The organism is Roseinatronobacter alkalisoli (genome assembly GCF_028745735.1).
GTDB lineage: Bacteria > Pseudomonadota > Alphaproteobacteria > Rhodobacterales > Rhodobacteraceae > Roseinatronobacter > Roseinatronobacter alkalisoli.
This window is the reverse complement of the sequence record NZ_JAQZSM010000030.1, coordinates 1-25,134: the sequence shown is the minus strand read 5'-3', so window position 1 is coordinate 25,134 and position 25,134 is coordinate 1. Positions and strand designations below refer to the sequence as shown.

Annotated in this window: 23 protein-coding genes, 1 tRNA gene and 1 pseudogene; 16 read left to right on the top strand and 9 right to left on the bottom strand. The window is 58.5% G+C overall.

Features of this window, described 5'->3' with window-relative positions; all coding sequences use genetic code 11:
* Positions 1–54: 54 nt before the first annotated feature.
* Positions 55–1,173 carry an alanine dehydrogenase gene (gene ald, locus PUT78_RS19800; protein ID WP_274353994.1) on the bottom strand — a complete coding sequence of 373 codons (1,119 nt, stop codon included), beginning with the start codon at positions 1,171–1,173 and terminating at the stop codon, positions 55–57.
* A gap of 137 nt (positions 1,174–1,310) precedes the next feature.
* Here ald and PUT78_RS19795 point away from each other — a divergent pair, with 137 nt between their 5' ends.
* A complete protein-coding gene (locus PUT78_RS19795) occupies positions 1,311–1,769 on the top strand; it encodes an Lrp/AsnC family transcriptional regulator (RefSeq protein ID WP_274353993.1) in 459 nt (152 codons plus the stop codon).
* A gap of 54 nt (positions 1,770–1,823) precedes the next feature.
* On the opposite strand, the gene mscL is transcribed toward PUT78_RS19795, so the two are convergent.
* Positions 1,824–2,207 carry a large conductance mechanosensitive channel protein MscL gene (gene mscL / locus PUT78_RS19790; protein WP_274353992.1) on the bottom strand — a complete coding sequence of 128 codons (384 nt, stop codon included), beginning with the start codon at positions 2,205–2,207 and terminating at the stop codon, positions 1,824–1,826.
* A gap of 227 nt (positions 2,208–2,434) precedes the next feature.
* Between mscL and PUT78_RS19785 the strand changes: the two genes are divergently transcribed.
* The 4 genes from PUT78_RS19785 to PUT78_RS19770 all read left to right on the top strand — a co-directional run bounded on the left by PUT78_RS19785 (position 2,435) and on the right by PUT78_RS19770 (position 6,740).
* Positions 2,435–3,088, top strand: a complete 654-nt coding sequence (locus tag PUT78_RS19785; RefSeq protein WP_274353991.1) for a protein-L-isoaspartate O-methyltransferase family protein — start codon at positions 2,435–2,437, stop codon at positions 3,086–3,088.
* Positions 3,089–3,150: 62 nt separating this feature from the next.
* The gene (locus tag PUT78_RS19780; RefSeq protein WP_274353990.1) at positions 3,151–4,530 is read left to right on the top strand and encodes a TolC family outer membrane protein; all 1,380 of its coding nucleotides are present in this window, start codon (positions 3,151–3,153) and stop codon (positions 4,528–4,530) included.
* 91 nt (positions 4,531–4,621) lie between these two features.
* Entirely contained in the window at positions 4,622–5,773 is a 1,152-nt protein-coding gene (locus PUT78_RS19775) for a PQQ-dependent sugar dehydrogenase (protein WP_274353989.1), read from the top strand.
* A gap of 124 nt (positions 5,774–5,897) precedes the next feature.
* Positions 5,898–6,740 (top strand): bifunctional allantoicase/(S)-ureidoglycine aminohydrolase, encoded by an 843-nt coding sequence (locus tag PUT78_RS19770; protein ID WP_274353988.1) that lies wholly within the window; start codon positions 5,898–5,900, stop codon positions 6,738–6,740.
* 42 nt (positions 6,741–6,782) lie between these two features.
* Here PUT78_RS19770 and PUT78_RS19765 read toward each other — a convergent pair whose 3' ends face one another.
* Positions 6,783–7,937 carry a FliM/FliN family flagellar motor C-terminal domain-containing protein gene (locus PUT78_RS19765; protein ID WP_274353987.1) on the bottom strand — a complete coding sequence of 385 codons (1,155 nt, stop codon included), beginning with the start codon at positions 7,935–7,937 and terminating at the stop codon, positions 6,783–6,785.
* A 70-nt stretch (positions 7,938–8,007) separates the two neighbouring features.
* Positions 8,008–8,589: a lytic transglycosylase gene (locus tag PUT78_RS19760; protein ID WP_274353986.1), complete on the bottom strand. Its 582-nt coding sequence runs from the start codon at positions 8,587–8,589 to the stop codon at positions 8,008–8,010.
* A gap of 254 nt (positions 8,590–8,843) precedes the next feature.
* Here PUT78_RS19760 and gatB point away from each other — a divergent pair, with 254 nt between their 5' ends.
* From gatB to PUT78_RS19745, 3 genes are all read left to right on the top strand, one after another.
* Positions 8,844–10,358, top strand: a complete 1,515-nt coding sequence (gatB, locus tag PUT78_RS19755; RefSeq protein WP_274353985.1) for an Asp-tRNA(Asn)/Glu-tRNA(Gln) amidotransferase subunit GatB — start codon at positions 8,844–8,846, stop codon at positions 10,356–10,358.
* A 226-nt stretch (positions 10,359–10,584) separates the two neighbouring features.
* Positions 10,585–11,055, top strand: coding sequence for an acyloxyacyl hydrolase (locus PUT78_RS19750; RefSeq protein ID WP_274353984.1), 471 nt, complete (start codon positions 10,585–10,587; stop codon positions 11,053–11,055).
* A 92-nt stretch (positions 11,056–11,147) separates the two neighbouring features.
* The gene (locus PUT78_RS19745; RefSeq protein WP_274353983.1) at positions 11,148–11,540 is read left to right on the top strand and encodes a DUF4177 domain-containing protein; all 393 of its coding nucleotides are present in this window, start codon (positions 11,148–11,150) and stop codon (positions 11,538–11,540) included.
* On the opposite strand, the gene PUT78_RS19740 is transcribed toward PUT78_RS19745, so the two are convergent.
* The gene (locus PUT78_RS19740) at positions 11,541–11,798 is read right to left on the bottom strand and encodes a BolA family protein (RefSeq protein ID WP_274353982.1); all 258 of its coding nucleotides are present in this window, start codon (positions 11,796–11,798) and stop codon (positions 11,541–11,543) included.
* A gap of 134 nt (positions 11,799–11,932) precedes the next feature.
* Here PUT78_RS19740 and PUT78_RS19735 point away from each other — a divergent pair, with 134 nt between their 5' ends.
* Positions 11,933–12,568 carry a J domain-containing protein gene (locus PUT78_RS19735; RefSeq protein ID WP_274353981.1) on the top strand — a complete coding sequence of 212 codons (636 nt, stop codon included), beginning with the start codon at positions 11,933–11,935 and terminating at the stop codon, positions 12,566–12,568.
* 263 nt (positions 12,569–12,831) lie between these two features.
* Here the strand turns inward: PUT78_RS19735 and PUT78_RS19730 are convergent, their stop codons facing one another.
* Complete coding sequence (locus PUT78_RS19730) at positions 12,832–13,035, bottom strand: hypothetical protein (protein WP_274353980.1); 204 nt, start codon at positions 13,033–13,035, stop codon at positions 12,832–12,834.
* 175 nt (positions 13,036–13,210) lie between these two features.
* Between PUT78_RS19730 and PUT78_RS19725 the strand changes: the two genes are divergently transcribed.
* A tRNA-Gly gene (locus PUT78_RS19725) sits at positions 13,211–13,285 on the top strand.
* A 400-nt stretch (positions 13,286–13,685) separates the two neighbouring features.
* Complete coding sequence (locus PUT78_RS19720) at positions 13,686–17,333, top strand: vitamin B12-dependent ribonucleotide reductase (RefSeq protein ID WP_274353979.1); 3,648 nt, start codon at positions 13,686–13,688, stop codon at positions 17,331–17,333.
* 165 nt (positions 17,334–17,498) lie between these two features.
* On the opposite strand, the gene PUT78_RS19715 is transcribed toward PUT78_RS19720, so the two are convergent.
* Both PUT78_RS19715 and PUT78_RS19710 read right to left on the bottom strand, forming a co-directional pair.
* On the bottom strand, positions 17,499–19,106 hold the full coding sequence (locus PUT78_RS19715; protein WP_274353978.1) for a peptide chain release factor 3: 1,608 nt from the start codon (positions 19,104–19,106) through the stop codon (positions 17,499–17,501).
* A 42-nt stretch (positions 19,107–19,148) separates the two neighbouring features.
* The gene (locus PUT78_RS19710) at positions 19,149–19,475 is read right to left on the bottom strand and encodes a TraR/DksA family transcriptional regulator (RefSeq protein WP_274353977.1); all 327 of its coding nucleotides are present in this window, start codon (positions 19,473–19,475) and stop codon (positions 19,149–19,151) included.
* A 112-nt stretch (positions 19,476–19,587) separates the two neighbouring features.
* On the opposite strand from PUT78_RS19710, the gene hisF reads away from it, so the two are divergent.
* The 3 genes from hisF (at position 19,588) to PUT78_RS19695 (ending at position 21,625) form a co-directional block, all read left to right on the top strand.
* A complete protein-coding gene (hisF, locus tag PUT78_RS19705) occupies positions 19,588–20,349 on the top strand; it encodes an imidazole glycerol phosphate synthase subunit HisF (protein WP_274353976.1) in 762 nt (253 codons plus the stop codon).
* Positions 20,346–20,660 (top strand): phosphoribosyl-ATP diphosphatase, encoded by a 315-nt coding sequence (locus PUT78_RS19700; RefSeq protein WP_274353975.1) that lies wholly within the window; start codon positions 20,346–20,348, stop codon positions 20,658–20,660. The genes hisF and PUT78_RS19700 overlap by 4 nt, the downstream gene beginning before the upstream one ends.
* A gap of 62 nt (positions 20,661–20,722) precedes the next feature.
* Complete coding sequence (locus PUT78_RS19695) at positions 20,723–21,625, top strand: EamA family transporter (protein ID WP_274353974.1); 903 nt, start codon at positions 20,723–20,725, stop codon at positions 21,623–21,625.
* On the opposite strand, the gene PUT78_RS19690 is transcribed toward PUT78_RS19695, so the two are convergent.
* Positions 21,622–22,095: a CoA-binding protein gene (locus tag PUT78_RS19690; RefSeq protein ID WP_274353973.1), complete on the bottom strand. Its 474-nt coding sequence runs from the start codon at positions 22,093–22,095 to the stop codon at positions 21,622–21,624. The genes PUT78_RS19695 and PUT78_RS19690 overlap by 4 nt on opposite strands.
* Positions 22,096–22,437: 342 nt before the next feature.
* Here PUT78_RS19690 and PUT78_RS19685 point away from each other — a divergent pair, with 342 nt between their 5' ends.
* Together PUT78_RS19685 and PUT78_RS19680 are read left to right on the top strand one after the other, a co-directional pair.
* Complete coding sequence (locus PUT78_RS19685; protein ID WP_274353972.1) at positions 22,438–24,702, top strand: adenosylcobalamin-dependent ribonucleoside-diphosphate reductase; 2,265 nt, start codon at positions 22,438–22,440, stop codon at positions 24,700–24,702.
* A gap of 275 nt (positions 24,703–24,977) precedes the next feature.
* Positions 24,978–25,134, top strand: a pseudogene (locus tag PUT78_RS19680) (IS5/IS1182 family transposase); the annotation flags it as partial.

Sequence of the window (25,134 nt, the reverse complement as noted above, 5' to 3'; positions counted from 1 at the left end):
AAACACATTGCAATAATAGAATGTATTTTTCTCCGATAACCGGCGATTTAACGCTTAAACTTTCAGCGCCATGGAGGCTGACAGCACGTCAATGCCCTGCGCCTTGCCAACAGCATAATAGGTCAGGTGACCGGCATGTGTGTTCAGCCCCGCCAGCAGATGCGCATCATCTTCACAGGCCTGCCGCCACCCCTTGTTGGCCAGCGCCAGCATGAAGGGCATGGTCGCATTGCCCAGTGCAATTGTGGAACTGCGCGCCACAGCGCCGGGCATATTGGCTACGCAGTAATGCATGATCCCGTCCACCGCATAGATCGGGTCCGCATGGGTGGTCGCGCGCGAGGTTTCAAAACACCCGCCCTGATCAATCGCCACATCCACCAGCGCCGCACCAGGTTTCATGCGGGCCAACTGTTCGCGTGTTATCAGTTTCGGGGCTTCGGCACCCGGTATAAGAACGGCCCCGATGACCATATCGGCCTGTTCGACCAATTCGGCCGTGTTGCCCTTTGATGCATAGCTGGTCTTGAACACCCCGGAAAAGACATCATCCAGATAGCGCAGGCGCGGCAGCGACATTTCCAGCACGGTGACATCCGCGCCCATGCCTGCCGCAATACGTGCAGCATGGGTGCCGACAACGCCGCCACCAATCACCACAACACGTGCCGGTGCCACACCGGGGACACCACCCATCAGCACCCCGCGCCCGCCATTGGCCTTTTGCAAGGTCCATGCCCCAACCTGCGGTGCCAGTCGCCCGGCCACTTCGGACATGGGGGCAAGCAACGGCAGCCCACCGGCGCGGTCCGTCACGGTTTCATAGGCAATCGCGGTCACGCCACTGTCCAGCAGATCGCGGGTTTGCAGTTCATCGGGTGCCAAGTGCAAATACGTGAACAGAACCTGTCCTTCGCGCAATTGCTTGCGCTCCACCGCCTGAGGTTCCTTGACCTTGACGACCAGTTCAGCGCGGGCAAAGATTTCTTCCGCCGTATCCACCACCTGCGCGCCTATTGCCTGATATGCGTCATCTTCGAACCCGGCACCCTGCCCGGCACCCGTTTCGACGATAACCTGATGACCATGGATTATGGCTTCCTGTGCGGCAACTGGCGTCAGGCCGACACGGAATTCCTGTGGCTTGATTTCTTTCGGGCAACCGATAAGCATGTCATGTCCTCCTCATAGAATATGTAGCAGAATATCGCCGCATCCGGGTGAATTCTTGACAATTTCACGCATATTGCCATAAATATTCAAATAATCTTATCCATATTGGCCAATTCCCGGAAAAGGATTGCGCTGCGATGCAGCTAGATGACACCGATCGTCGTATTTTGCGGGTACTGCAAAAGCAGGGGCGCGTGACAAACGCCGAACTGGCAGAGTTGGTCAACCTGTCGCCATCGGCCTGTCACCGGCGCGTACAACGGCTGGAAGCTGACGGCATTATCGCCGATTATGTCGCCTTGCTGGACCGAAGGCGCATTGGCCGCGCCACAGTCGTATTTGTGGAAATCAAGCTGTCAGGCCAAAGCAATGAAATTCTGGATGCGTTCGAACGCGCGGTTGCGCGCGTTCCCGATGTGCTGGAATGTCATCTGATGGCGGGCACTGCCGATTACCTGCTGAAGGTCATTGCAGCCGACAGCGATGATTTCGCACGCATTCATCGCCGCCACCTTAGCCGGCTGCCCGGTGTGGTGCAGATGCAGTCATCCTTTGCCTTGCGCAATGTGGTCCAGACAACCGCCATAGACATATGAAACGGGCAGCCCTGTGGGGTGCGGCCCGTCGCCAGTTCATATGTGGGGGATGACCTACTTCGCCTTCAGGGTGTCGCGGATTTCGATCAGAAGTTCTTCAGTTGTGGGGCCTTTGGGGGCCTCGGGCACTGGTGCTTCCTTTTTCTTGTTCAGACTACTGATCCGGTTCATCGTCCTGACCAGCAGGAACACAACCCATGCAATGATCAGGAACTTGATGATCGCATTGATGAAATTTCCTATCATGAACTGCGCTTCGCCCAGACCGAAGCTGACTTCGCTGAAATCAACACCTCCCGCAAAAATGCCGATAAGCGGGTTTACCAGATCATCCACAAGGGATGTGACAATGGCCGTGAAGGCCGCACCAATGATGATACCCACGGCCATATCCATGACGTTGCCGCGCGTGATAAAGGCTCTGAACTCTTTAAGCATGGGTTTTCTCCTGATTTTTTCTGTTCAGGTATTATGCACCGGTGCTCCCGGCACTGAAAAGATAAATTAACCGCGTTTCGGGCGCGAAAAGCTTGATTCCCGGCATTCATCCGCCACAGGCGGTGCCGATTCTGCCTGCTTTGCCGTTTTCAACGCGACGGATATTGCGAGGGTGCCCGTTCTGTGGCAATACCAATCTGAGAAAATCAAACTGGAGAGTTCAGTCGATGCCGGATTATGCAACTCGCCGCGTGATGATGGTTGATACGCAAGTGCGTCCGTCTGATGTGACCAAATTTCCGATCATAGACGCGATGCTGCGTATCCCGCGCGAGGAGTTCGTTCCCGATGCGCTGCGCGAAACCGCCTATGTCGGTGAAAACATCACTGTCGGGGACAACCGTGTCATTCTGGACCCCCGGACACTGGCAAAAATGCTGGACGCGCTGGACGTGACCCAGAATGAGCTGGTGCTTGATATCGGCTGCGGGGCTGGTTATTCGGCCGCCGTGCTTGCACGGATGGCCCAGGCGGTCGTCGCGGTCGAAGAAGACGACAGCCTTGCCAGCGATGCGGAAAGTATCCTGCCCCGTGTCGGTGCAGAAGCGGTGATCATTCACAAAGGCCCGCTTACCGAAGGTGCGGCGGCGCATGCGCCCTACGACGCGATGATTGTGCAAGGCGGGATATCGGAATTCCCCGAAACACTGACAGACCAGTTGCGCGAAGACGGGCGCGTGATTGCCCTTTTCATGGAAGGGGCGCTGGGTGTTGTGCGCCTTGGCGTCAGGCAGGGCGCACAGATTTCCTGGCGCGACGTTTTCAATGCAGCCGCGCCTGTGTTGCCGGGCTTTGAAAAACAGAAAGCGTTCACTTTCTGATCAGACCGGGCGGGAAAACCACGCCCGGCCAGCATAGTTATGCAACGCTTGAAAGGGCAGGAATGTTCAGAACCACCTTCGCCGCATTTGCCATTGCTTGCAGCACCGCCCTCTCGGGGGCACCCGGTGCCGCACAGTCGCTGGCAGATACGTTCATAAATGCCTATCAGAACTCCGATCTTCTGGAACAGAACCGCGCCGTTTTACGCGCTGCGGATGAAGATGTGGCTCAGGCGGTTGCTTCACTGCGCCCGGTGCTGAATTTCGTGGCACAGGCGCGCGGTCAGAAACAAAGCGCTGGCCTGCAACGCGAATCGCTGACAGCCTCGGTCAATCTTTCGGCAGAAATCACGCTGATCGATTTCGGGCGCGGCGCACTGGCACGCCAAAGCGCAGAAGCACTGGTCATGGGAACGCGGCAGGCGCTGCTGAATGTCGAACAGCAGGTCTTGCTGGATGCGGCGCGCGCCTTCATGGATGTGCGCAGCGGTATTGAAACCGTAACATTGCGCCAGACCACGTTGCGCCTGACGCAGCAGGAACTGAACGCCGCGCGCGAACGCTTTGAACTGGGCGAAATCACGCGCACCGATGTCTCCCTTGCAGAAGCCCGCCTGGCTGCAGCACGCAGCCAGCTTGCCGCTGCCGAAGGGGATCTTGCCATCGCACGCGAAGAATACAAATTCGTCACCGGGCGCCACCCCGGCCAGTTGCGCCAGCCCCCTGCTCTGCCCGGTCTGCCTGCAAACCTGCAGACGGCACAGGACATCGCGCGCAACAGCCACCCCGTAATCAAGCAGGCACAGTTTGAAGTGACCGCCGCCGAACTGAACGCAGAACGCGCGGCAGCAGCACGCCATGGCAGTGTAACCGCCGATGCAAGCATCGGTGTCACCACGGATTTGCTGAACAGCGGCAGCACACGCTCTGCTTCAGCAGGTGTTCGTTATGCGCGCCCGCTATATCAGGGCGGCGCAATCAGTGCGCAGCACCGTCAGGCGCTGGCGCGGCGTGACGCGGCGCGTTCCGGCCTGCACCGCAGCGTTGCACAGGTCATTCAGAATGTCGCTGTGCAATGGGCCAGTCTTGACGTTGCCCGCGCCCGCATCGCCGCCAGCCAGCAACAGGTACGTGCAGCCCAAAGTGCATTTGACGGCACCCGCGAAGAAGCCCGGCTTGGCGCACGCACCACATTGGATGTGCTGAACGCGGAGAACGACCTGATGGATGCGCGCACAGCCCTTCTGCAATCGCAGGCTGGTGTGCAGGTGGCCAGCTACGGCTTGATGGCGGCGATGGGGTTGCTGACAGTGGATCATTTGCGCCTGGGTATTCCGACCTATGACCCGGAAGCCTATTTCAACGCTGTACGCAACGCCCCGGTTACATCGCAACAGGGCGAGGCACTGGACCGCGTCTTGCGCGCAATCGGGCGGGAATAAGCCCCGGATCGCGACCACAAGCGGTTGTGATTTGCCGATGCGCGCCGGAATGTCATGTCTTTGGTATATTGCCAAAGACATGAGGATAGACATGCTGATATCAACACGCCGGATCGTGGCAACATGTGCCGTTACCGCAACCTTGTCCGTGCCCGCAATCGCGCAGACCGCATATGAAGCTGAAACCATCGCCACTGACCTGAACAGGCCCTGGGCAATGGCCTTTCTGCCAGGCAGCAATGAGGTGATTGTCACAAAGCGTGGCGGCGGGATTGTGATACTGGATCAGGATGGCGCGCAGGTTCAGACCATCAGCGGCACACCGGATGTTGACACACGCGGCCAGGGCGGCTTGCTGGACATTGCCCTTTCACCTGATTTTGCGCAAACGGGTCTGGTATATCTGACCTGGGCCGGGCGCGTGGGCGGACAGAATTCCACAACCCATCTGGGTCGGGCACGACTGGACCGCGATGCAGGCACATTGACCAACCTGGAGGTGTTGCACAGCGTCACCCCCGCGATCGATTCCGGGGCGCATTTCGGGTCACGTATCGTGTTTTCTGACGGGCACGTATTCGTTGGTTTTGGCGATCGCGGGTCCAAGGACTTCGGGCCGGACCATATTTCGCAAGACCTGTCGAGCGAGAACGGCAGCGTGATCCGCCTGACGCTGGACGGTGGCATTCCCGCAGACAACCCTTTCGTTGATGATGACGGGGCCGCAGGCGCAATCTGGTCCTATGGCCACCGCAATATTCAGGCGATGACGATACACCCGCAAACCGGCGAGATATGGCTTGCCGAACATGGCGAAGCAGGCGGGGACGAGGTGAACATTGTCACCCGCGGCGGGAATTACGGCTGGCCATTGGCCGCCAATGGCGTGACCTATCGCGGCGGGCAGCGCTTTGCAGAACCGCATCAGGAAGGTGATGGTTTCGTTGCGCCCGTCCATGTCTGGCCAGCAGGGCGCGAGGATCATTTCCCACCATCGGGCATGACCTTTTATACCGGGGATGCCTTTCCTGACTGGCAGGGCCATTTACTTATCGGGAACCTGTTTCACGAATATCTGGGGCTGTTCACTGAAGAGAACGGAACCCTGGAACCAGTCGCACGCCTTCTGGACGGCGAAGGTCACCGCATTCGCGATGTTGCCGTCCATCCACAGAACGGGTCGGTCTATGTTCTGGCTGATGGCGAAAACGCGCCGCTGATACGGCTTACCCCCGCCCCCTGACCGTATCATGCGGGTTGGCCAATTCTTCGGGAATTCAGGAAACTCTGTCTGCAAAATCGGCGCTGGCATGGTCGGCTGCGGCCATGCTACGCCAGAGCAAGCCATCACGACGGAGCACCACAGAATGACCGCAGATGCCACGCGCACGCCGCCGCCTGCCTATTATGTCCCGCAAGGGGGGCTGCCGCCGCAATCGCAACTGACGACCGACCGCGCAATGTTCACCGAAGCCTTCGCCATCATCCCCAAAGGCACGCTTTCGGATATTGTGACAAGCTATCTGCCCTTCTGGACTGGGGCGCGGTTCTGGGTTCTGGCCCGCCCGCTGAGTGGATTTGCCGAAACATTCTCGCAATATATTGTCGAACTTGCCCCGGATGGCGGCAGTGACCGCCCCGAAACCGACCCGCAGGCCGAAGGCGCGCTTTTTGTTGTCGAAGGGGCGCTGACGGTGCGGATTGGTGGCGAAACCCATAACCTGACATCGGGTGGATTCGCGTTTCTGCCCGCTGGCACGGATTGGCAAGTACACAATTCCGGCGCTGACAAAACCGTATTCCACTGGATTCGCAAACGCTATCAGGCAGTGGACGGGCTGGACCACCCGAACCCGTTTTTCACCAACGAAAACGATATCCCCGCCGCCGCCATGCCCGGCACCAACGGTGCCTGGGCCACAACCCGTTTCATGGACCCGACCGACATGCGCCACGACATGCATGTAACGATCGTGACCTTGCAGCCGGGTGCCAGCATTCCGTTCGACGAAACCCATGTAATGGAACACGGGCTGTATGTCTTGCGTGGCAAGGGTGTCTATCATCTGAATCAGCAATGGGTCGAAGTAGAAGCCGGGGATTTCATGTGGTTGCGCGCGTTTTGCCCGCAAGCCTGCTATGCGGGCGGACCGGAACCATTCCGCTACCTGCTATATAAGGATGTGAACCGCCACGCGGCATTACCCTGAAGCGCGCCGCAGGAAACCCGGAAGGGGGCAATTGTGCCTGCATTACTCCGGCTCCTCTCTTGTATCCGGCGGCCCGCCTTCGTCCAATAGCAGCCCTTCGTCCAGCGGTGACATGGCATCCGGCTGTGTAAATGCCCCTGTCTGCGAAAAATCGCCCGGCGGGGTAAATCCGGCCAGCATCTCATCGGCGGTTTCTTCAGACCGGGGGGTGCTGTCTTCGGGAACGACACCCACTTGCAAGACCCGCGCGGCCGAAGTCGGCAGTGTGAAGGGAATATCAGCGTCATCGGGCATATCGCCGGGGCGTGTTGTCAGGCGCAGCGCGCGCTGGCCACGCGCCTGCCCCAGCCGGGCCTGCGCAATCGCCCTGCCGTCCAGTGTTTCCAGTGACAGCGCCTCCAGCGCGCTTTCAGGAAGGCACAGAACATCACCGCAGGACAGCGTCGACACTGCGGAAAGCTTCATCTGTATCCGGCACAGAACAGCGTCAAGCTGGACTTCACTTGTGGAAACAGCGGCCTCCAGCCGGGTGGCCCATGCCGCGTCAGCGGTGTCATCCGGCCCTGTTCCGTCTGGCACAAACGCGATATCGGGCAGGATCAGATACAATTCGCCTTGGCGCGATGTTTCAACGAATTTCACACGCAGTTTCAGGATCTGATAGGTCACGTCTTCCAGCAGAACCCCAAGCGGGCGCGGGTCATCCAGAAATGACCCGTAAACATAACCCGCGAACTGATCGCATTGCGGCGCTGCTTCCAACCGCGCCACGATCTGCTGAAAGAATCGGTCAATAAGCGGGGCCAGCAATGCGGCATCGGTGCGCGTGGGTTTACGGGGCGCAGGTGCCCCTTCGCCCACACGTCCTGTTGTCACGGCTTCGACAAGTCCGGCCATCATGTTGGGGCACATCAGGACCAGTCCGATCCTGTCTTCCGGCCCTTCGAGCAGCGAAAGGAACATGCCCGGTTCGGTGAGTTCCACAACCTCCGCCAGACTGGCAGGGTACATCATCACGGTTTTCGCTACCGCGTCCAACCCCCGCCGTGACCGCGCCATGCGCCCGAACGCGACCCTGATCGCGCCTTCGAATGCCGCGGATCTGGCGTTGGCGGCCTTACGCGCGCGCGCTGTCATCCGTTCCAGAGGGGTCTGCCGGTCTGCCCGGTTGGTATGTTCCGCTTCTGCCTGATCCATCGTGCATCGCCACCCGTTTGCATCTGAACTTTGACGCAAAAAGGTTAGCAAATGCTGAAGGTCACGACCGTCAGGGGTTTTTATCCGCGATCAATGTACCAGACTGTGCCTGACGGATCTGGCAGACTGGCAGACTGCGCGTGAAACCCGCAATATCATTGCGCTTGCGTGCATCGCGCAATGGCGGCCAGTCCTTGGCCACCCCGCCCCAGTTGCCGGGGCCACCTGCAACTACATGGTCGCGTTCCACGGCTTGCGCTGCAATCCGCGCGGCACAGCGCAGATTGGTCGCGCCATCATACAACCCGTTCGGATGGCTGAGATCGCACCCGTAAAACCGCGCCGATGTGGGCCATATCTGCAGCAATCCGCGATACCGCCCACCTGCGCCCGCCGCTTCCGGCCGCCATGTACTTTCATATCCTGCCAGACCGGAAAAAAGCGCCGTCCAGAAGGCCTTGCGCCCTTCGGCATCGGCGGATTCATATCCGGGACAGAAATTTGCAATATCATCAGGCACTGTTTCGACCAATGCGCGCCCTTCGTGGTCAAGGGCGTCAAACTTGGCTGCTGTCCAGAGTGTCGCTTCAGGGCGGTGGTCCCAACGGGTCACAATTTCAGGGCCGTCACCCTGATCGGTTGCCTGAACCATGCACCCCCCCAAAAGCGTTGCCGCAGTGGCGACAGCCAACAGGCGCAAAGACGAAATGCGTATCATCTGATATCCGGAAGTTACACAGCACCGCTATGTGCTGCAGCGCGGCATTGTCCGATTCGGCCCTGAAACACAATTCACGCGCCCGAGATGCCCCCAAATCGGCGAAACCCTGCCGAAATGCGCCCCCTTGCTGCGCAGCCGCCCTGTCGCTAGAAGGCAGAAACAGGACAGCCACAGGAAAATGCGCAATGCTTGATCTGACCTATGAAGCACCTCAAGTCAAAACCATATCCGGCGCAACCGGAGAATGGGAATTGGTCATCGGTATGGAAATTCATGCGCAGGTATCCAGCCAGGCCAAACTGTTTTCAGGGGCTTCGACCAGATTCGGCGCAGAACCCAATTCAAACGTGGCCTTTGTGGATGCGGCCATGCCCGGCATGCTGCCGGTCGTGAATGAATTCTGCATTGAACAGGCCGTGCGCACCGGGCTGGGGCTGAAGGCACAGATCAATCTTGTCTCGGCCTTTGACCGCAAGAATTATTTTTACCCTGACCTGCCGCAAGGATACCAGATCAGCCAGCTTTATCACCCGCTGGTGGGCGAAGGCGAAGTTCTGGTCGAAATGGGGCCGGGCGTGGCGCGACTGGTGCGGATTGAACGCATTCATGTTGAACAGGACGCGGGCAAATCCATCCATGACATGGACCCGAACATGTCCTTCGTGGACCTGAACCGCACTGGTGTCGCGCTGATGGAAATCGTCAGCCGTCCCGACATTCGTGGGCCGGAAGAAGCCGCCGCCTATGTCACCAAACTGCGCCAGATCCTGCGCTACCTGGGCACCTGCGACGGTAATATGCAAAACGGCAATCTGCGCGCGGATGTAAACGTGTCCGTCTGCCGCCCTGGCCAGTATGAAAAATATCAGGCAACGCAGGATTTCAGCCATCTGGGCACGCGCTGCGAAATCAAGAACATGAATTCCATGCGGTTCATTCAGGCCGCCATCGACTATGAAGCCCGCCGCCAGATCGCCATTCTGGAAGATGGCGGCAGTGTGGTGCAGGAAACGCGCCTTTATGACCCTGACCGCGGTGAAACCCGGTCCATGCGGTCCAAGGAAGAAGCGCATGATTACCGCTATTTCCCCTGCCCCGACCTTCTGCCGCTGGAAATCGAACAGGGCTGGGTGGATGACATTGCAGCCACCCTGCCGGAACTGCCCGATGACAAGAAAGCGCGCTTCATGCGTGATTTCGGCCTGACCGATTATGATGCAAGTGTCCTGACCGCCGATGTCACCAACGCCGCCTATTTCGAAGCAGTGGCCGCCAATGCCGGTGATGGCAAGCTGTCGGCAAACTGGGTCATCAATGAATTGTTCGGTCGCCTGAAGAAAGAAGGGCATGACATCAATGAAAGCCCCGTTTCCACCGATCAACTGGCCGGAATTATCAAACTGATCAAATCGGGCGATATTTCCGGCAAAATCGCCAAGGATCTGTTCGAAATTGTCTATACCGAAGGCGGCGACCCCGCGCAGATCGTGGAAAGCCGCGGATTGAAGCAGGTCACGGACACCGGCGCCATTGAAAAAGCGGTGGACGAGATCATCGCAGCCAACCCTGCGCAGGTGGAAAAAGCCCGGCAGAACCCGAAACTGGCAGGCTGGTTCGTGGGGCAGGTCATGAAATCCACTGGCGGCAAGGCTAATCCGCAAGCGGTGAACGAGATTGTGACCGCAAAACTGGGACTGTAAGGTCCACACGACTGCGCGACATTGGCTGCGGCGGGAAACCAGCCGCAGCTTTCAAATAGTTGCAAAAAAACACATAGCACCGACCGTCCGAGCAAATTAATTGTTTAGAAAGCAATTTTGACGTATGCAACTTTGTCCCTGTGCGGAATTTTCACCGGATCAGAGCGACAGAGCAGTATAATAATCAGCGTGGAAAACCGCGCCCGGAAAAGTCGAGATTTGCATAATGAACCTGTTCAAATCCGCGCTTGTCGCGCTTGCCCTGCTTGTTCAACCCGCTGTCGCCGAAAGCCCGCGATTGTTCGGAAGCATCGGCAACCAATTGTCTGTTGGCTCCGCTGAAGGGCAGGTCCGCTACATCGGCGAACCATATTTCTGGGGGCTGCAGCCGGTGGCAGGCGTGTCACTGGCGGGCAATGGGTCCGGCTATGTTGGCGTCGGAGCAGCCTATACCCTGCGGTCACAGCAAGGCAGTCTGTTCGCGCGGCTGACCGGAATGGCGGGTATATACAAACGTGGCGGCGGCCGCGACCTTGGTGGTTCATTGCAGTTCCGAACCGCGCTTGATGTGGGAATGACCGCCGCATCCGGCATGGAATTCGGTATTGGCGCGGACCACCGGTCAAACGCGACAATCTACAAACTGAATCCCGGCCTCAACACGGCCTATCTGTTTGCGACACTCCCTTTGCGCTGATCGCGGGCAACGTTGTTGCACCTTGCAGTCGTCTGACGTAAATGCAGCAGGCATCACCAGCGCCTGGTGGTGTCAAAACGACAGGAATGCCGATGCAGTCTTATGAATACCTTGCTGTGCCCGCGCCCCTTAAAGGACAAAAGGTCAAGGGCCTGAAAACACCTGCGGAACGATACGCGCATCAGCTTACCGTGCTTCTGAACGACGTTGCCCGCGAAGGCTGGGAATTCTGGCGTGCGGATTGTCTGCCCAGCGAAGAACGCAGGGGCCTGACCGGAACGACCATTGTTCAGAACAACATGCTGATTTTCCGCAGACCCAGCGCCGAAATGCTGGCCGAACACCCGCAAGTCGCCGAAACACGCCCTGCGGAGCCGATGTTGAACCTGCAATCGGGCGCGCGTCCCGTCCATCAAACCCGGCGCGAGCCGCAGTTGCGCGAAACGGCCCCCCGCAGCAGCGAATCTGGCGAAGCTGACAACTGATCAGGTATCAATATCCAGTGACAGCGCGTGAATGCGGCTGACCAGTTCAGCCCCCAGCGCCGCATGTACGGCACGATGTCGCGCGATGCGGGACATATCGCGAAACGCCGCCGACCGTATCAGGACATTGAAATGTGTACTGCCCCCTTCGCGCCAGCCCGCATGGCCACGGTGGCTTTCGCTGTCATCAACGACCTGCAACCGCGCCGGACTGAACGCAGCTTGCAGATTTGCCTCGATCTGATCACGAATCTGCATGGTGTTCCACACCCCTCTTCTAACCTGACGAAAATATAACTAAGCTGCTGCCTCCGAGTCGGAAAGGGCTGCACGACGTTTTCACGGCATTACAGCACAACCGACATCAGACACAGGCAAAAGCAGGTTTAGGCATGGATCGCAAATCCCCCTTCGATTTTGACATTCGCGCGTCCAGCGACAAGAAAAAACGCACGCGCGGACGGCGTGGCATGTCAGGGGCATGGGAAACCTCTGTGCGGAACTGCGAACATCCCGGCTGTGAAGAAGCGGGGCAGTACCGCTGTCCAAAATCGCCCGACCAGTTGAATGAGTATCTTTGGTTCTGCAAGGATCACGCACGGGAATACAACCTGAAGTGGAACTACTTCGACGGCCAGTCCGAAGCAGAGATGCTGGACGCCATGGAGCGTGACCGGGTCTGGGGCCGCGCGACGCAACCACTGGGCAGCAAGGATGAACGTCTGGCCTGGCAACGCCTTGGCATAGAAGACCCGCATCAGGTTCTGGGCGACAAGGCCACACGCAATCCCGGCCGCCCGACCAGTGGCGCGGCATCACGCAAACTCCCCCCAACGGAGCGCCGCGCATTGGAAATTCTGGATGCGCGCGACACATGGACCCGACCGGAGATTCGCAAGCAATATAAAAGTCTGGTGAAAGACCTTCACCCTGACCGCAATGCCGGTGCGCGAACGGATGAAGACCGCTTGCAGGAAGTTGTCTGGGCCTGGGACCAGATAAAGGAAAGCCGGAATTTCCGCGATTGACCAGAATGCGCCGCGTTCATCCGCATCCGCGTGCCGAACCATAGCCTATTTTCTCCGCAGGTTGGTGCAGCGGAAAACCGTGTCGGGACGTGTGAACACAGGTAAGCATAAGCCTTTCTCGTGAATGCGCAGGTGCGCGAGCAGGCTTTCGCACTTGCATGCGGTTACGCATTCAGAAAGCGGCAGAAGAGAGCTTCGCCCGGCATTTCCAGCGGCGCCCCCAAGCCCGCCAGGTGCAGCGCGTCGTCCCAGTGCGATCAGCCTTAATCCGCGCCTGTGCGTATTCCTGCGGCCCTTTCGCCACATAGCATTGCCCAACGCCGGAGTATCGCGCCAATTCGTGGCGGGTCCGCGCATGCGGTTTCAACGCCGTCAATCACCCCTTCAAGCTGGCGTATCGTGTGCAGATCAGCAGCCATGATCCGGCCGGATGGAAGCGCGCGATCACGCCCGGTATGTTCAGGCATCTATGTCCCTTTCGGTCATGCAGGGCGAATCCCCTGTTTCCAGTGTGCATCAGGAAGCTTGTGAAATGGTTATCGGTGCGAATTCTGTCAGTCTGATGAAAATTTCACAGATAATGGGTTTTTCCCCCTTGCGGCGGGAAGGGATAGTTTGTAAATCGCGCATACCGAAAACGGGGCGGGCGTAGCTCAGGGGTAGAGCATAACCTTGCCAAGGTTAGGGTCGTGAGTTCGAATCTCATCGCCCGCTCCAGTTTCGAAAACAGGCGGCCTTCGGGCCGCCTTTTTCGTTTTCTGCACCCCCCGTGCCCGCCGTGACGCCCCACCTTGAGTCTTACCCGCTGCCCTGCGGAATGAAGAAAAGGTCAAGCGGCTTTTTCCATCACATCGGCAAATATTTTCGTTGACGACTCCCCCCTTCATACGTCAGATTGTGGATGTCGCCGCAAGACCCACTACATGTAGTAAGAGCAAACTGCAAAACGGGCAACGGGACAGGGAATAGGACAAGCTGTTGCACAAGCCGCCGGATGCATTTGCCGGTGAAGATAGTGTTTCATGCGGCCCCTAAGTCACTGATCCCAGGGATTGCGGCAAAGTCAAACGGGGATCGCCCCCGAAAAACCGTGAAGCAAAAAAGGGACGTCAGGCAGATGATCATCGAGCGGCACTTTACCAATGCAGGACAAGACGCATACGCAGCCCTGGAATTCGCCACGACTGTATCGGAAATCCGCAACCCCGACGGGACAGTGGTGTTTCGCAACGACGCTGTAGAAGTGCCGCGCGACTGGTCGCAGGTCGCGTCCGATGTCATTGCGCAGAAATATTTCCGCAAAGCCGGTGTCCCTGCGCGTCTGAAACGCGTGGCCGAAAAGGGTGTGCCGGAATTCCTGTGGCGTTCAGTGGCTGACGAAAAAGCATTGGCAGACCTGCCCGAAGATGAACGCTATGTTGGCGAAACATCGGCCAAGCAAGTGTTTGACCGGCTGGCCGGCGCCTGGGCCTATTGGGGCTGGAAGGGCGGTTACTTCAAAACCGAATCCGATGCGCAGGCTTATTTTGACGAAATGCGCTTCATGCTGGCCGCACAAATGGCAGCGCCGAACAGCCCGCAATGGTTCAACACAGGGTTGCATTGGGCCTATGGTATCGATGGCCCCAGCCAGGGGCATTTCTATGTCGACCCGTTTACCCACAAGCTGGTGAAATCGAAATCAAGCTATGAACACCCCCAGCCGCATGCCTGCTTCATCCAGAGTGTCAGCGATGATCTGGTGAACGAAGGGGGAATCATGGATCTTTGGGTGCGCGAAGCGCGCCTGTTCAAATATGGTTCCGGCACCGGAACCAACTTCAGCTCGTTGCGTGGTGAAGGCGAGAAACTGTCGGGCGGCGGTAAATCCTCTGGGTTGATGGGTTTCCTGAAAATCGGTGACCGCGCTGCTGGCGCGATCAAGTCGGGCGGGACCACGCGCCGCGCGGCAAAGATGGTCATTTGTGACATGGACCATCCCGATATTGAGGAATTCATCAACTGGAAGGTGATCGAAGAACAAAAGGTCGCCTCTCTTGTTGCCGGTTCAAAATTGCATGAAGCGCGACTGAATGAAATATTCGGCGCAATCCGTGCATGGGATGGCAGCACAGAGGATGCCGTCGACCCGACAAAAAACCCGGCGCTGAAAGCGGCAATCAAATCCGCCAAGAACTGCATGATTCCCGAAACCTATGTCGGCCGCGTGCTGCAATATGCACGTCAGGGCTATGGCAGCATCGAATTCCCGACCTATGACACCGATTGGGATTCGGAAGCCTATGTCACAGTGTCGGGTCAGAACTCCAACAACTCCGTCCGTGTGACCGATGCCTTCCTGAAGGCCGTCAAGGAAGACGCGGACTGGGCATTGCTGCGCCGCACCGATGGCAAGGTTGCCAAGACCATCAAGGCGCGCGACTTGTGGGACCAGGTGGGCCACGCAGCCTGGGCCTGTGCCGATCCCGGCATCCAGTTCCACGACACAGTCAACGCCTGGCACACCTGCCCGGCCGATGGCGCGATCCGTGGGTCGAACCCGTGTTCGGAATACATGTTCCTAGATGACACCGCCTGCAACCTTGCATCCATGAACCTGCTGAAATTCTATGACAGCAAAACCTTCAACGCCGAAGGCTATATGCACGCGACGCGCCTGTGGACCATTACACTGGAAATCAGCGTGATGATGGCACAATTCCCGTCGAAGGAAATTGCGCAGCGGTCCTATGAATTCCGTACGCTGGGTCTGGGTTATGCCAATATCGGCGGCCTGTTGATGAATATGGGCTATGGCTATGATTCCGACGAAGGGCGCGCGCTGTGCGGCGCACTGACCGCGCTGATGACCGGCGTCAGCTATGCCACATCTGCCGAAATGGCGGGCGAATTGGGGGCCTTCCCCGGTTATGCAAAAAACGCAGACCACATGCTGCGTGTCATCCGCAACCATCGTCGTGCGGCCTATGGCGATGGCAGCTATGAAGCGGTGAACGTGGCCCCTGTCACGCTTGACGCTGCAAACTGCCCTGATACCCGCCTGATTGACCTGTCACGCGCCGCATGGGACGAAGCCCTGACGCTGGGCGAGCGTCACGGCTACCGCAATGCGCAGGCGACCGTAATCGCGCCCACCGGCACGATCGGGCTGGTGATGGATTGCGACACAACTGGCATTGAGCCCGATTTCGCGCTGGTCAAGTTCAAGAAGCTGGCCGGTGGCGGGTATTTCAAGATCATCAACCAGTCGGTCCCGGCCGCATTGCGCAAGCTTGGCTACCGCGAATCCGAAATTGCTGAAATCATCGCCTATGCGGTGGGGCATGGCAGCCTTGGTCAGGCACCGGGCATCAACCATACCAGCCTGATCGGCCACGGCTTTGGCGAAGCGGAAATCACCAAGATCGAAAAGGCCCTGCCTTCGGCCTTCGACATCCGGTTCGTGTTCAATCAATGGACCCTGGGCGAGGCTTTCTGCCGCGAAACGCTGGGCATTCCGGCTGCGGAACTGAACAATCCCGGCTTTGACCTGCTGCGCCATCTGGGCTTCACCAAGGCACAGATTGATGCCGCCAACGACCATGTCTGCGGCACCATGACGCTGGAAGGCGCGCCCTATCTGAAGGCGGAGCATATTTCGATCTTCGATTGCGCCAATCCTTGCGGCAAGAAAGGCAAGCGCTTCCTGTCTGTGGACAGCCATATCTATATGATGGCGGCCGCGCAGTCCTTCATTTCCGGGGCCATTTCCAAGACCATCAACATGCCCAACACCGCCTCTATCGAGGAAACACTTGCGGCCTATGAACTCAGCTGGTCGCTGGGCATCAAGGCGAATGCGCTGTATCGTGACGGGTCCAAACTGTCACAACCGCTGGCTGCGGCCCTGATCGATGATGATGAGGAAGCCGAGGAAATTCTGGCATCCGGTGCGCCGCAGGAAAAGGCACAGGTTCTGGCCGAGAAGATCATCGAGAAAATCATCATCAAGGAAGTCAACCGCCGCGACCGTCAGAAACTGCCGGAACGCCGCAAAGGCTATACCCAGAAGGCAGTTGTCGGCGGGCACAAGGTCTATCTGCGCACCGGCGAATATACCGATGGCCAGCTGGGCGAAATTTTCATCGACATGCACAAGGAAGGTGCCGGCTTCCGCGCGATGATGAACAATTTCGCTATCGCCGTGTCGGTGGGTCTGCAATATGGTGTGCCGCTGGAAGAATTCGTCGATGCCTTCACCTTTACCAAATTCGAGCCCGCGGGCATGGTGCAGGGCAATGACAGCATCAAGAACGCGACATCGATCCTTGACTATATCTTCCGCGAACTGGCTGTCAGCTATCTGGACCGCACCGATCTGGCCCATGTCAAACCTACAGGCACCAGCTTCGATGATCTGGGCGGCGGCGAACAGGAAGGCGTGCGCAATGTCACGGAACTGTCTGACGCCGCTGCGTCGCGGTCACTGGACGTGCTGCGCCAGATCAGTTCCACCGGCTATCTGCGCAAGCGCCTGCCACATGAACTGACTGTGTTGCAGGGCGGCCAATCTCTGACGGCCTATGCATCTGACGGTGCCACAGCGGTAGCGATGGAAGCCAGCACCTCAGAAACCCTGACAGTTGCCCCCATGGACCTGCGCACGAAAGCGCGCATGCAAGGCTATGAAGGCGACCCCTGCGGGGAATGCGGCAACTACACGCTGGTGCGCAACGGGACTTGCATGAAGTGCAATACCTGTGGCGGGACCAGCGGGTGTAGCTGAGGCATATCGGGATCTTGCCCCTTGGGGCAAGATCCCTCATATTCAGGGTGGGGCGCGCAGTGTGCATCAACAGTCTGCTGCCCCAGCCAGATCCCTGACGCAGCAAAAGCAAGCGCAGTTTTTGAACGGATCGACACCGCGCGCAAACAGGCGCGTATCCTGACGTCAGACCATCATTTCCTTAGTCGCGGTCAGGCGGATATCCGGGTAGTCCCGGCCCACGCGGTCGATATCCCATTGCAGCCGCGTCATGAAAACCGGGTCGCCATCGCTGTCGGTCGCCATATGCTGCTTGTTGGCGGCGGTAAAGGCATCCACCGCCAGTTTTTCACCCTGCACCCAACGCGCGGATGTGAATTGCGTCGGTTCAAACCGCACGGGCAGGCCATACTCAAGCTCAATACGGCTTGCCAGAACCTCGAACTGAAGCTGACCGACAACCCCCACAATGAAACCCGAACCGAAGACCGGCTTGAAAACCTTGGCAGCGCCTTCTTCAGAAAACTGCATCAGGGCCTTGTCCAGGTGCTTGGCTTTCATCGGATCACCGGCGCGGCAGGCCTGTAGCAATTCGGGCGCGAAAGACGGGATTCCGGTAAAGCGCAGCGCCTCCCCCTCTGTCAGGGCGTCCCCGATGCGCAATTGCCCGTGGTTGGGAATGCCGATGATGTCACCGGCCCAGGCTTCTTCTGCCAATTCGCGGTCAGCCGCCAGAAACAGCACCGGGCTGGCCACGGTCATCTGTTTCTTCGACCGCACATGCGTCAGTTTCATCCCGCGCGAAAAATGCCCCGACGCCAGCCGCACAAAGGCCACACGGTCGCGGTGCTTGGGGTCCATATTCGCCTGCACCTTGAACACAAAACCCGTCACCTTGTCTTCTTCCGGGGCAATCTGGCGGGATTCGGCGGTCTGGGGTTGGGGTTCAGGGGCGTACTCTGCGATCCCGCGCATCAACTCCTTCACCCCGAAGGAATTGATGGCCGACCCAAACCAGATCGGGGTCAGATGCCCTTCCATCACTGATTTCGGGTCAAGGGCGGGCAGCAATTCTCGCGCCATTTCCACTTCTTCGCGCAACTGTGCCAACAGCTCTGGCGGCACATGATCAGCCATTTTGGGGTCATCCAACCCTTCAAGCACAACGGATTCAGCCACCTTGTTGCGGTCCGCACGGTCCATCAGTTCCAGCCGGTTGCGCAACAGATCATAACATCCCAAAAAATCCGCGCCCTGCCCAATGGGCCAGCTTGCCGGGGTCACATCAATGGCAAGGTTTTGCTGGATTTCGTCAATAATATCGAAAGTATCGCGGCTTTCACGGTCCATCTTGTTGCAAAATGTCAGGATGGGCAGGTCGCGCAGGCGGCACACCTCAAACAGTTTGCGGGTCTGGGACTCGACCCCTTTGGCACCATCAATAACCATGATGGCGGCATCAACAGCCGTCAGGGTGCGATAGGTATCTTCCGAGAAATCAGAGTGGCCGGGCGTGTCCACCAGATTGAAGCGATACTTGTCATAGTCAAACGACATTGCAGATGCTGAAACAGAGATACCACGATCTTTTTCCATCTGCATAAAATCCGACCGCGTGCGCCGCGCTTCACCTTTTGCGCGCACCTGCCCCGCCATCTGGATAGCCCCGCCGAAAAGCAGGAACTTTTCGGTCAGCGTTGTCTTGCCCGCATCCGGATGCGAGATGATGGCAAAGGTACGGCGCCGCGCAATTTCGGGCGGCAATGCGGGGCGGTTCGGGGCATGATCCAACATGGCGCGCGTATATGCGCTGGCGCGCGCCCATGCAAGACAGGGTTATCGCGCGCAGCGCTTGCAAAACGGGGTTGCGGGCAACAAATCCAGCCGCGCGGCGCTTATTTCCGCACCACATATCGTGCAGAACCCGTATTCCCCCTGTTCCAGACGGGCAAGTGCTGCGGCGATCATGCGCAATTCAGCCTGCGCAGACTGACCCAGCGCATTCAGGGTTTCATCTTCTTCATGCTCCACGGCATTTTCTTCCCAGTCAGGACTGCCGGGGCTGGATAATTCCTGATCAACGAAGCTCATGCGTGCCATCAGTTCAAGCCGCCGTTCGGTCAACTGTTCTTTGCGGGCGCGCAATGTCGATTGGTCTGTCATGAGCATCTGTTCCTTCTGCTGGTGGTCCATGGTTATACAATCCCGGGCGCACGTCTTTGATCCTTGTCAAATGCCCCTTTTCGCGGGGCGCACGGCACGCTAAGAATACGCCATGTTGAAAACACGCATCATTCCCTGTCTGGATGTCGCTGATGGCCGCGTGGTCAAGGGCGTCAATTTCGTGGATCTTGTTGACGCCGGCGATCCTGTGGAAGCCGCACGCGCCTATGATGCGGCAGGTGCGGATGAGTTGTGCTTTCTGGATATTCACGCGACCCATGAAAACCGCGGCACCATGTTTGATCTGGTCACCCGCACGGCAGAGCAATGCTTCATGCCGCTGACCGTGGGGGGGGGGGTGCGCAGCGTGGCCGATGTTCGCGCCCTTTTGCTGGCGGGGGCTGATAAGGTCAGCTTCAACTCCGCTGCGGTCGCGGACCCGGATGTTGTGGCCCGTTCAGCGGACCGTTTCGGCAGCCAGTGCATTGTTGTGGCAATTGACGCCAAGACCGTCGCACCCGGGAAATGGGAGATATTCACCCATGGCGGGCGTAAACCAACCGGCATTGATGCCGTTGAATTTGCGCGCACTGTCGCCGCAAAGGGCGCGGGAGAGATATTGTTGACCAGCATGGACCGCGACGGAACGCGCGCGGGTTTCAACCTGCCACTGACCCGCGCGATTGCGGATGCGGTGCCGGTGCCGGTCATTGCATCGGGCGGGGTCGGAACGCTGGATCATCTGGTCGAAGGGGTGACAAAAGGCGGCGCATCGGCGGTGCTGGCGGCATCCATTTTCCATTTCGGCGAATACACAATAGGGCAGGCAAAGGCGCATATGGCCGCCGCTGGCCTGCCGGTGAGGCTGACATGAGCGCGCTGGAACGTCTTGCTACCACCATCGCTGAACGCGCCGGATCTGACCCGGACAGCAGCTGGACGGCGAAATTGTTGGCTAAAGGCCCCGAGAAATGCGCCGAGAAATTCGGCGAAGAAGCCATTGAGGCCGTGATCGAAGCTGTCAAGGGCGACCCGGAGCGCCTGACATCAGAGGCTGCGGATGTCCTTTATCATCTGTTGGTCATGTGCGCGGCACGCGGTGTTACCCTTGACGGAATCGACGCCGAACTGGCACGCCGCGAAGGTGTTTCCGGACTGGCCGAGAAATCCGCGCGCAAGGGCTAAGCCCTTGTCGTTCCATCGGCAACACTATATCCTGAACAGGTTAACATATCAGGCAATAGCGCATGGGTGACTGGCTTCTTTCGCTTGTTGGCACGCCGGAAGGCGCGCGACTGGCCACACTCCTGGCGCTGACGTCGGCGCTGGCACATGCCGTTTTCGGTGCGCTGCAAAAGGGAGCGCATGACCCATGGATGACGCGCGGGTCAATCGATCTGTGGCTGGCGGTTCTGTCCGCGCCTGTGGCGCTGTTCATGGTGAACTGGCCCAGCGGGATCATGTGGCCGGTCTTGCTGGGCGTTGTCGCAATTCATTTCATATATAAGCTGGCCATGGCGCTGGCCTATGAAAAGGCGGCTTATACAGTGGTCTATCCGGTTGTGCGCGGCACCGGACCGGTCATTACTGTCATCGCGGCCATGGCCATATTCGGCGAAAGCTACACGCTGATGCAATGGCTCGGTGTGGCTTGCCTGTCAGGGGGCATTCTGCTGCTGGCCCTGCGCAACCTGTCGGAAGAACAGATTGACCTGCGGGCGCTGAAAATTGGCCTGGGCTGGGCGCTGGCCGGGGGCGTCATGGTTGCGGTCTATACCACATATGATGCATGGGCCATCCGGTTGTCCGGCGACCCGTTCAGCTTTCTTGCGTGGTTTTTCTTTCTGACCGCGCTGGATTTCCCGTTTCTGGCATGGGCGCGCTACAGGCGGATGACCCACCCGCCCCGCCCAACGCCCTTGCTGTTGCGCGGGCTGGCGGGGGCCTTGATCGCCTATATCAGTTTCGGCGGTGTCATGATCGCGACATTGGTGGGCAAAGTGGGCGAGGCCGCGATCCTGCGCGAAACCTCCACCGTGTTTGCAGCACTTATCGGCTGGTTCATCCTGCGCGAACGGGTTGGCCCGCGCAAACTGGCGCTGATGATGCTGATTGCCATCGGGGCCATAGTGGTGGAGTTCGGGCGCTAATTCAGCCGCGATGAAATTACGCCCGTGTTGATACCGCCCATGCGCAATTCACCGAACAGGCGCTGATATTCCATTTTCGGGCACAGGTTTTCCACCACATCAACATTGCGGGCGCGCGCCTTGGCCGCTGCTTCAGCGTTCTGCACACCGATCTGCATCCAGATCGTGCGCAGTTGCGGCAAATGTTCGAGCGCGTCATCAACAATCGGGGGGACATGTTCGGACCGCCGGAAGATGTCCACCATATCAACCTCTGGCGGGCAGTCGGCCAGATCGCGGCGGATGGTTTCACCAAAGAGTGGCTGCCCCGCCAACCCCGGATTGACCGGAATGATCCGATAACCTTTCAGCTTCAGATACCGCGCGACAAAGTAGCTTGGGCGCACTGTATTGGCGGAAATACCGACAACAGCAATGACCCGCGTACGTTGCAGAATTCGTTTCAATTCGGCATGGACTGTAGATGTCATGGTGCAAGACTGGGGCGCGTTCCGGCGATATGCAAGCAGAAAAAGGCCCGACCAGCGGGCCGGGCCAAGTGCGGAACGAGGGACAGTAACAGTTTCAGACGCGGAGTTCCGATCCGGCGCCTTGCTATACAGATATGGCGTCGGTGACAGTTTTCCAGTGGACATCGCATATTTGTGAGTTGGGCACAAAATGCTGCCAGAAAAGCACCCTGCCCCGTTCCATGCAAGGCACAGGCAGCGCCTTCCGGCAGCCTGCCGCAAAAGGGGGAACGTCGTTGACCCTTGCGACGGGCAGGCGTATCTTGTTGTTTCCTGCCGCAGATCATCAAAGGATGCCACAACATGAGCCGCTTTGCCGCCCCGATTGCCGAACAGATCTGGGACATGAAATACCGGCTGAAACAGGCGAATGGCACCCCCATTGACCAAAGCGTCGAGGATACATGGCGCCGGATCGCCCGCGCACTGGCTGCGGTCGAAAAGGATCCCGACCAATGGGAAGACCGGTTTTTTCACGCGCTGGAAGATTTCAAATTCCTGCCCGCAGGGCGCATTACTGCGGGCGCAGGCACCGCGCGCAGCGTCACGTTGTTCAATTGCTTTGTCATGGGGACAATCCCCGACAGCATGGGCGGCATTTTCGATATGCTGCGCGAAGCCGCCCTGACCATGCAGCAAGGTGGTGGTATCGGCTATGATTTCAGCACGATCCGCCCAAAGGGCGCGCCCGTAACGGGTGTTGCCGCGGATGCCTCTGGCCCGCTGTCGTTCATGGATGTGTGGGATGCGATGTGCCGTACCATCATGTCGGCAGGGTCGCGCCGTGGGGCGATGATGGCCACAATGCGCTGTGATCACCCCGATATTGAAGAATTCATCACCGCCAAGCAGGATGCCGCGCGGCTGCGCATGTTCAACCTGTCGGTTCTGGTTACCGATGCGTTCATGCAGGCCGTCGCGGATGACAGCGCATGGAATCTGCAATTTGACGGACGGGTTTATCATACTGTGCAGGCGCGCGATCTGTGGAACAGGATCATGCGCGCGACATATGATTACGCTGAACCCGGCGTCATCTTTATCGACCGCATCAACAAGGCCAATAATCTGCGCTATTGCGAAACGATCGCGGCGACAAATCCTTGCGGTGAACAGCCCCTGCCGCCCTATGGGGCCTGTCTGCTGGGGTCGCTCAATCTGGCGCGTCTGGTGCGCGACCCGTTCAGCACAACAGCCCGGCTAGACGAGGCGCAACTGGATGATCTGGTACGCATGGCCGTCCGGATGATGGACAATGTTGTGGATGCCAGCCGCTTTCCCCTGGATGCGCAGGCGCAGGAAGCACATGCCAAACGCCGCATCGGGCTGGGTGTGACGGGGTTGGCCGATGCGCTGCTGATGGTGGGGCTGCGCTATGGGTCCGACGCGGCGGTTGCACAGCTTGATGCATGGATGCGCGCGATTGCGCGCGCGGCCTATCTGGCCAGCGTCGATCTGGCCCGCGAGAAGGGCGCGTTTCCGCTGTTCGACGCGGATGGCTTTCTGGCTTCCGCGAATATGTTGGCCATGGATGACGATGTGCGCGCGGAAATCCGCACGCACGGCATCCGCAATGCGCTGCTGACCTCGATTGCGCCCACAGGCACGATCAGCCTTTATGCGGGTAATGTCAGTTCCGGGATCGAACCGGTCTTTGCCTATGAGTACACCCGCAAGGTGCTGCAGAAAGACGGTTCCCGCACAGAAGAAACAGTCGAGGATTACGCAGTGCGACTCTGGCGGGAACTGCACGGTGATGCGGAACTGCCGGAATATTTCGTCAATGCCCAGACCCTTGACCCGATGGATCATGTGCGCATGCAGGCTGCGGCGCAGAAATGGGTCGACAGTTCTATTTCCAAAACAATCAACTGCCCCGAAGATATCAGTTTCGATGCCTTCAAGGATGTCTACATGGTCGCCTGGGAGATGGGCTGCAAGGGGTGCACGACCTATCGCCCGAATGATGTGACAGGCGCAGTCCTGTCAGTGCCTGAGAAGAGCGAGGCCACGCCGGAGGCCGACAAGGGCGCTGATGTCGTCTATCTGTCCACGCCTTTTGACCGACCGGCCGCGCTGGAAGGTCATACCTACAAACTGAAATGGCCCGGCTCAGAACACGCAATCTATGTCACGATCAATGACACGGTCATCAATGGCCACAGGCGGCCTTTTGAAATCTTCATCAATTCGAAGAACATGGAGCATTTTGCCTGGACCGTGGCACTGACGCGGATGATCTCTGCCGTATTCCGGCGCGGGGGGGATGTGTCGTTTGTGGTTGAAGAACTGAAGGCCGTGTTCGACCCGCGCGGCGGTGCCTGGGTGCAAGGGCGCTATATCCCGTCGATTCTTGCAGCGATTGGCGGCGTGATCGAGGAACACCTTATCCGCATCGGTTTCATCGAGGGCGAAGGGCTGGGGCTGAAAACCGACCCACAGGCGGCACGCATGGTGGCGGGCGACACCCCCAAAGGACATGCCTGCCCGTCTTGCGGTGCCTATGAAATGGTGATGATAGAGGGCTGCATGACCTGCCGCGCCTGCGGACATTCGAAATGCGGCTAGGCATTCAGTCCCGGTATCTGGAGTGAAACCAAAGCAATTATTGGCCACTTTGAAAGCCTTTCGGGTCTCAACAACCGATCCGAGAGCTGCCTTTGCCTCGTTCGCGCGGACAGCCGGATGCGCAGGAATTCCCGGATCTTCCGGAGCGACTGAACGTTAGCAGTATGGCCGAAGCCACCGCTACACGAAACAGGTCGAACGGTGGCTTCGGCGTTGTTGCATAACTCTGGTCCCCGAGGATTAACATTGTGAATCCATGGAGTTAGATAGGCTGCATGAGCAAGCCATCACCCACCCCCGACCGTACGACGAACTGGTCCAGCTACACTGCATCGCTGCGCAAGCGCGGTTCTCTGTTGATCTGGCTGGACAAGGACATGACCTGGCTCGCTCCGCAGGATGGCAACCCCGGTCGGCCTGCGGTCTTCTCGG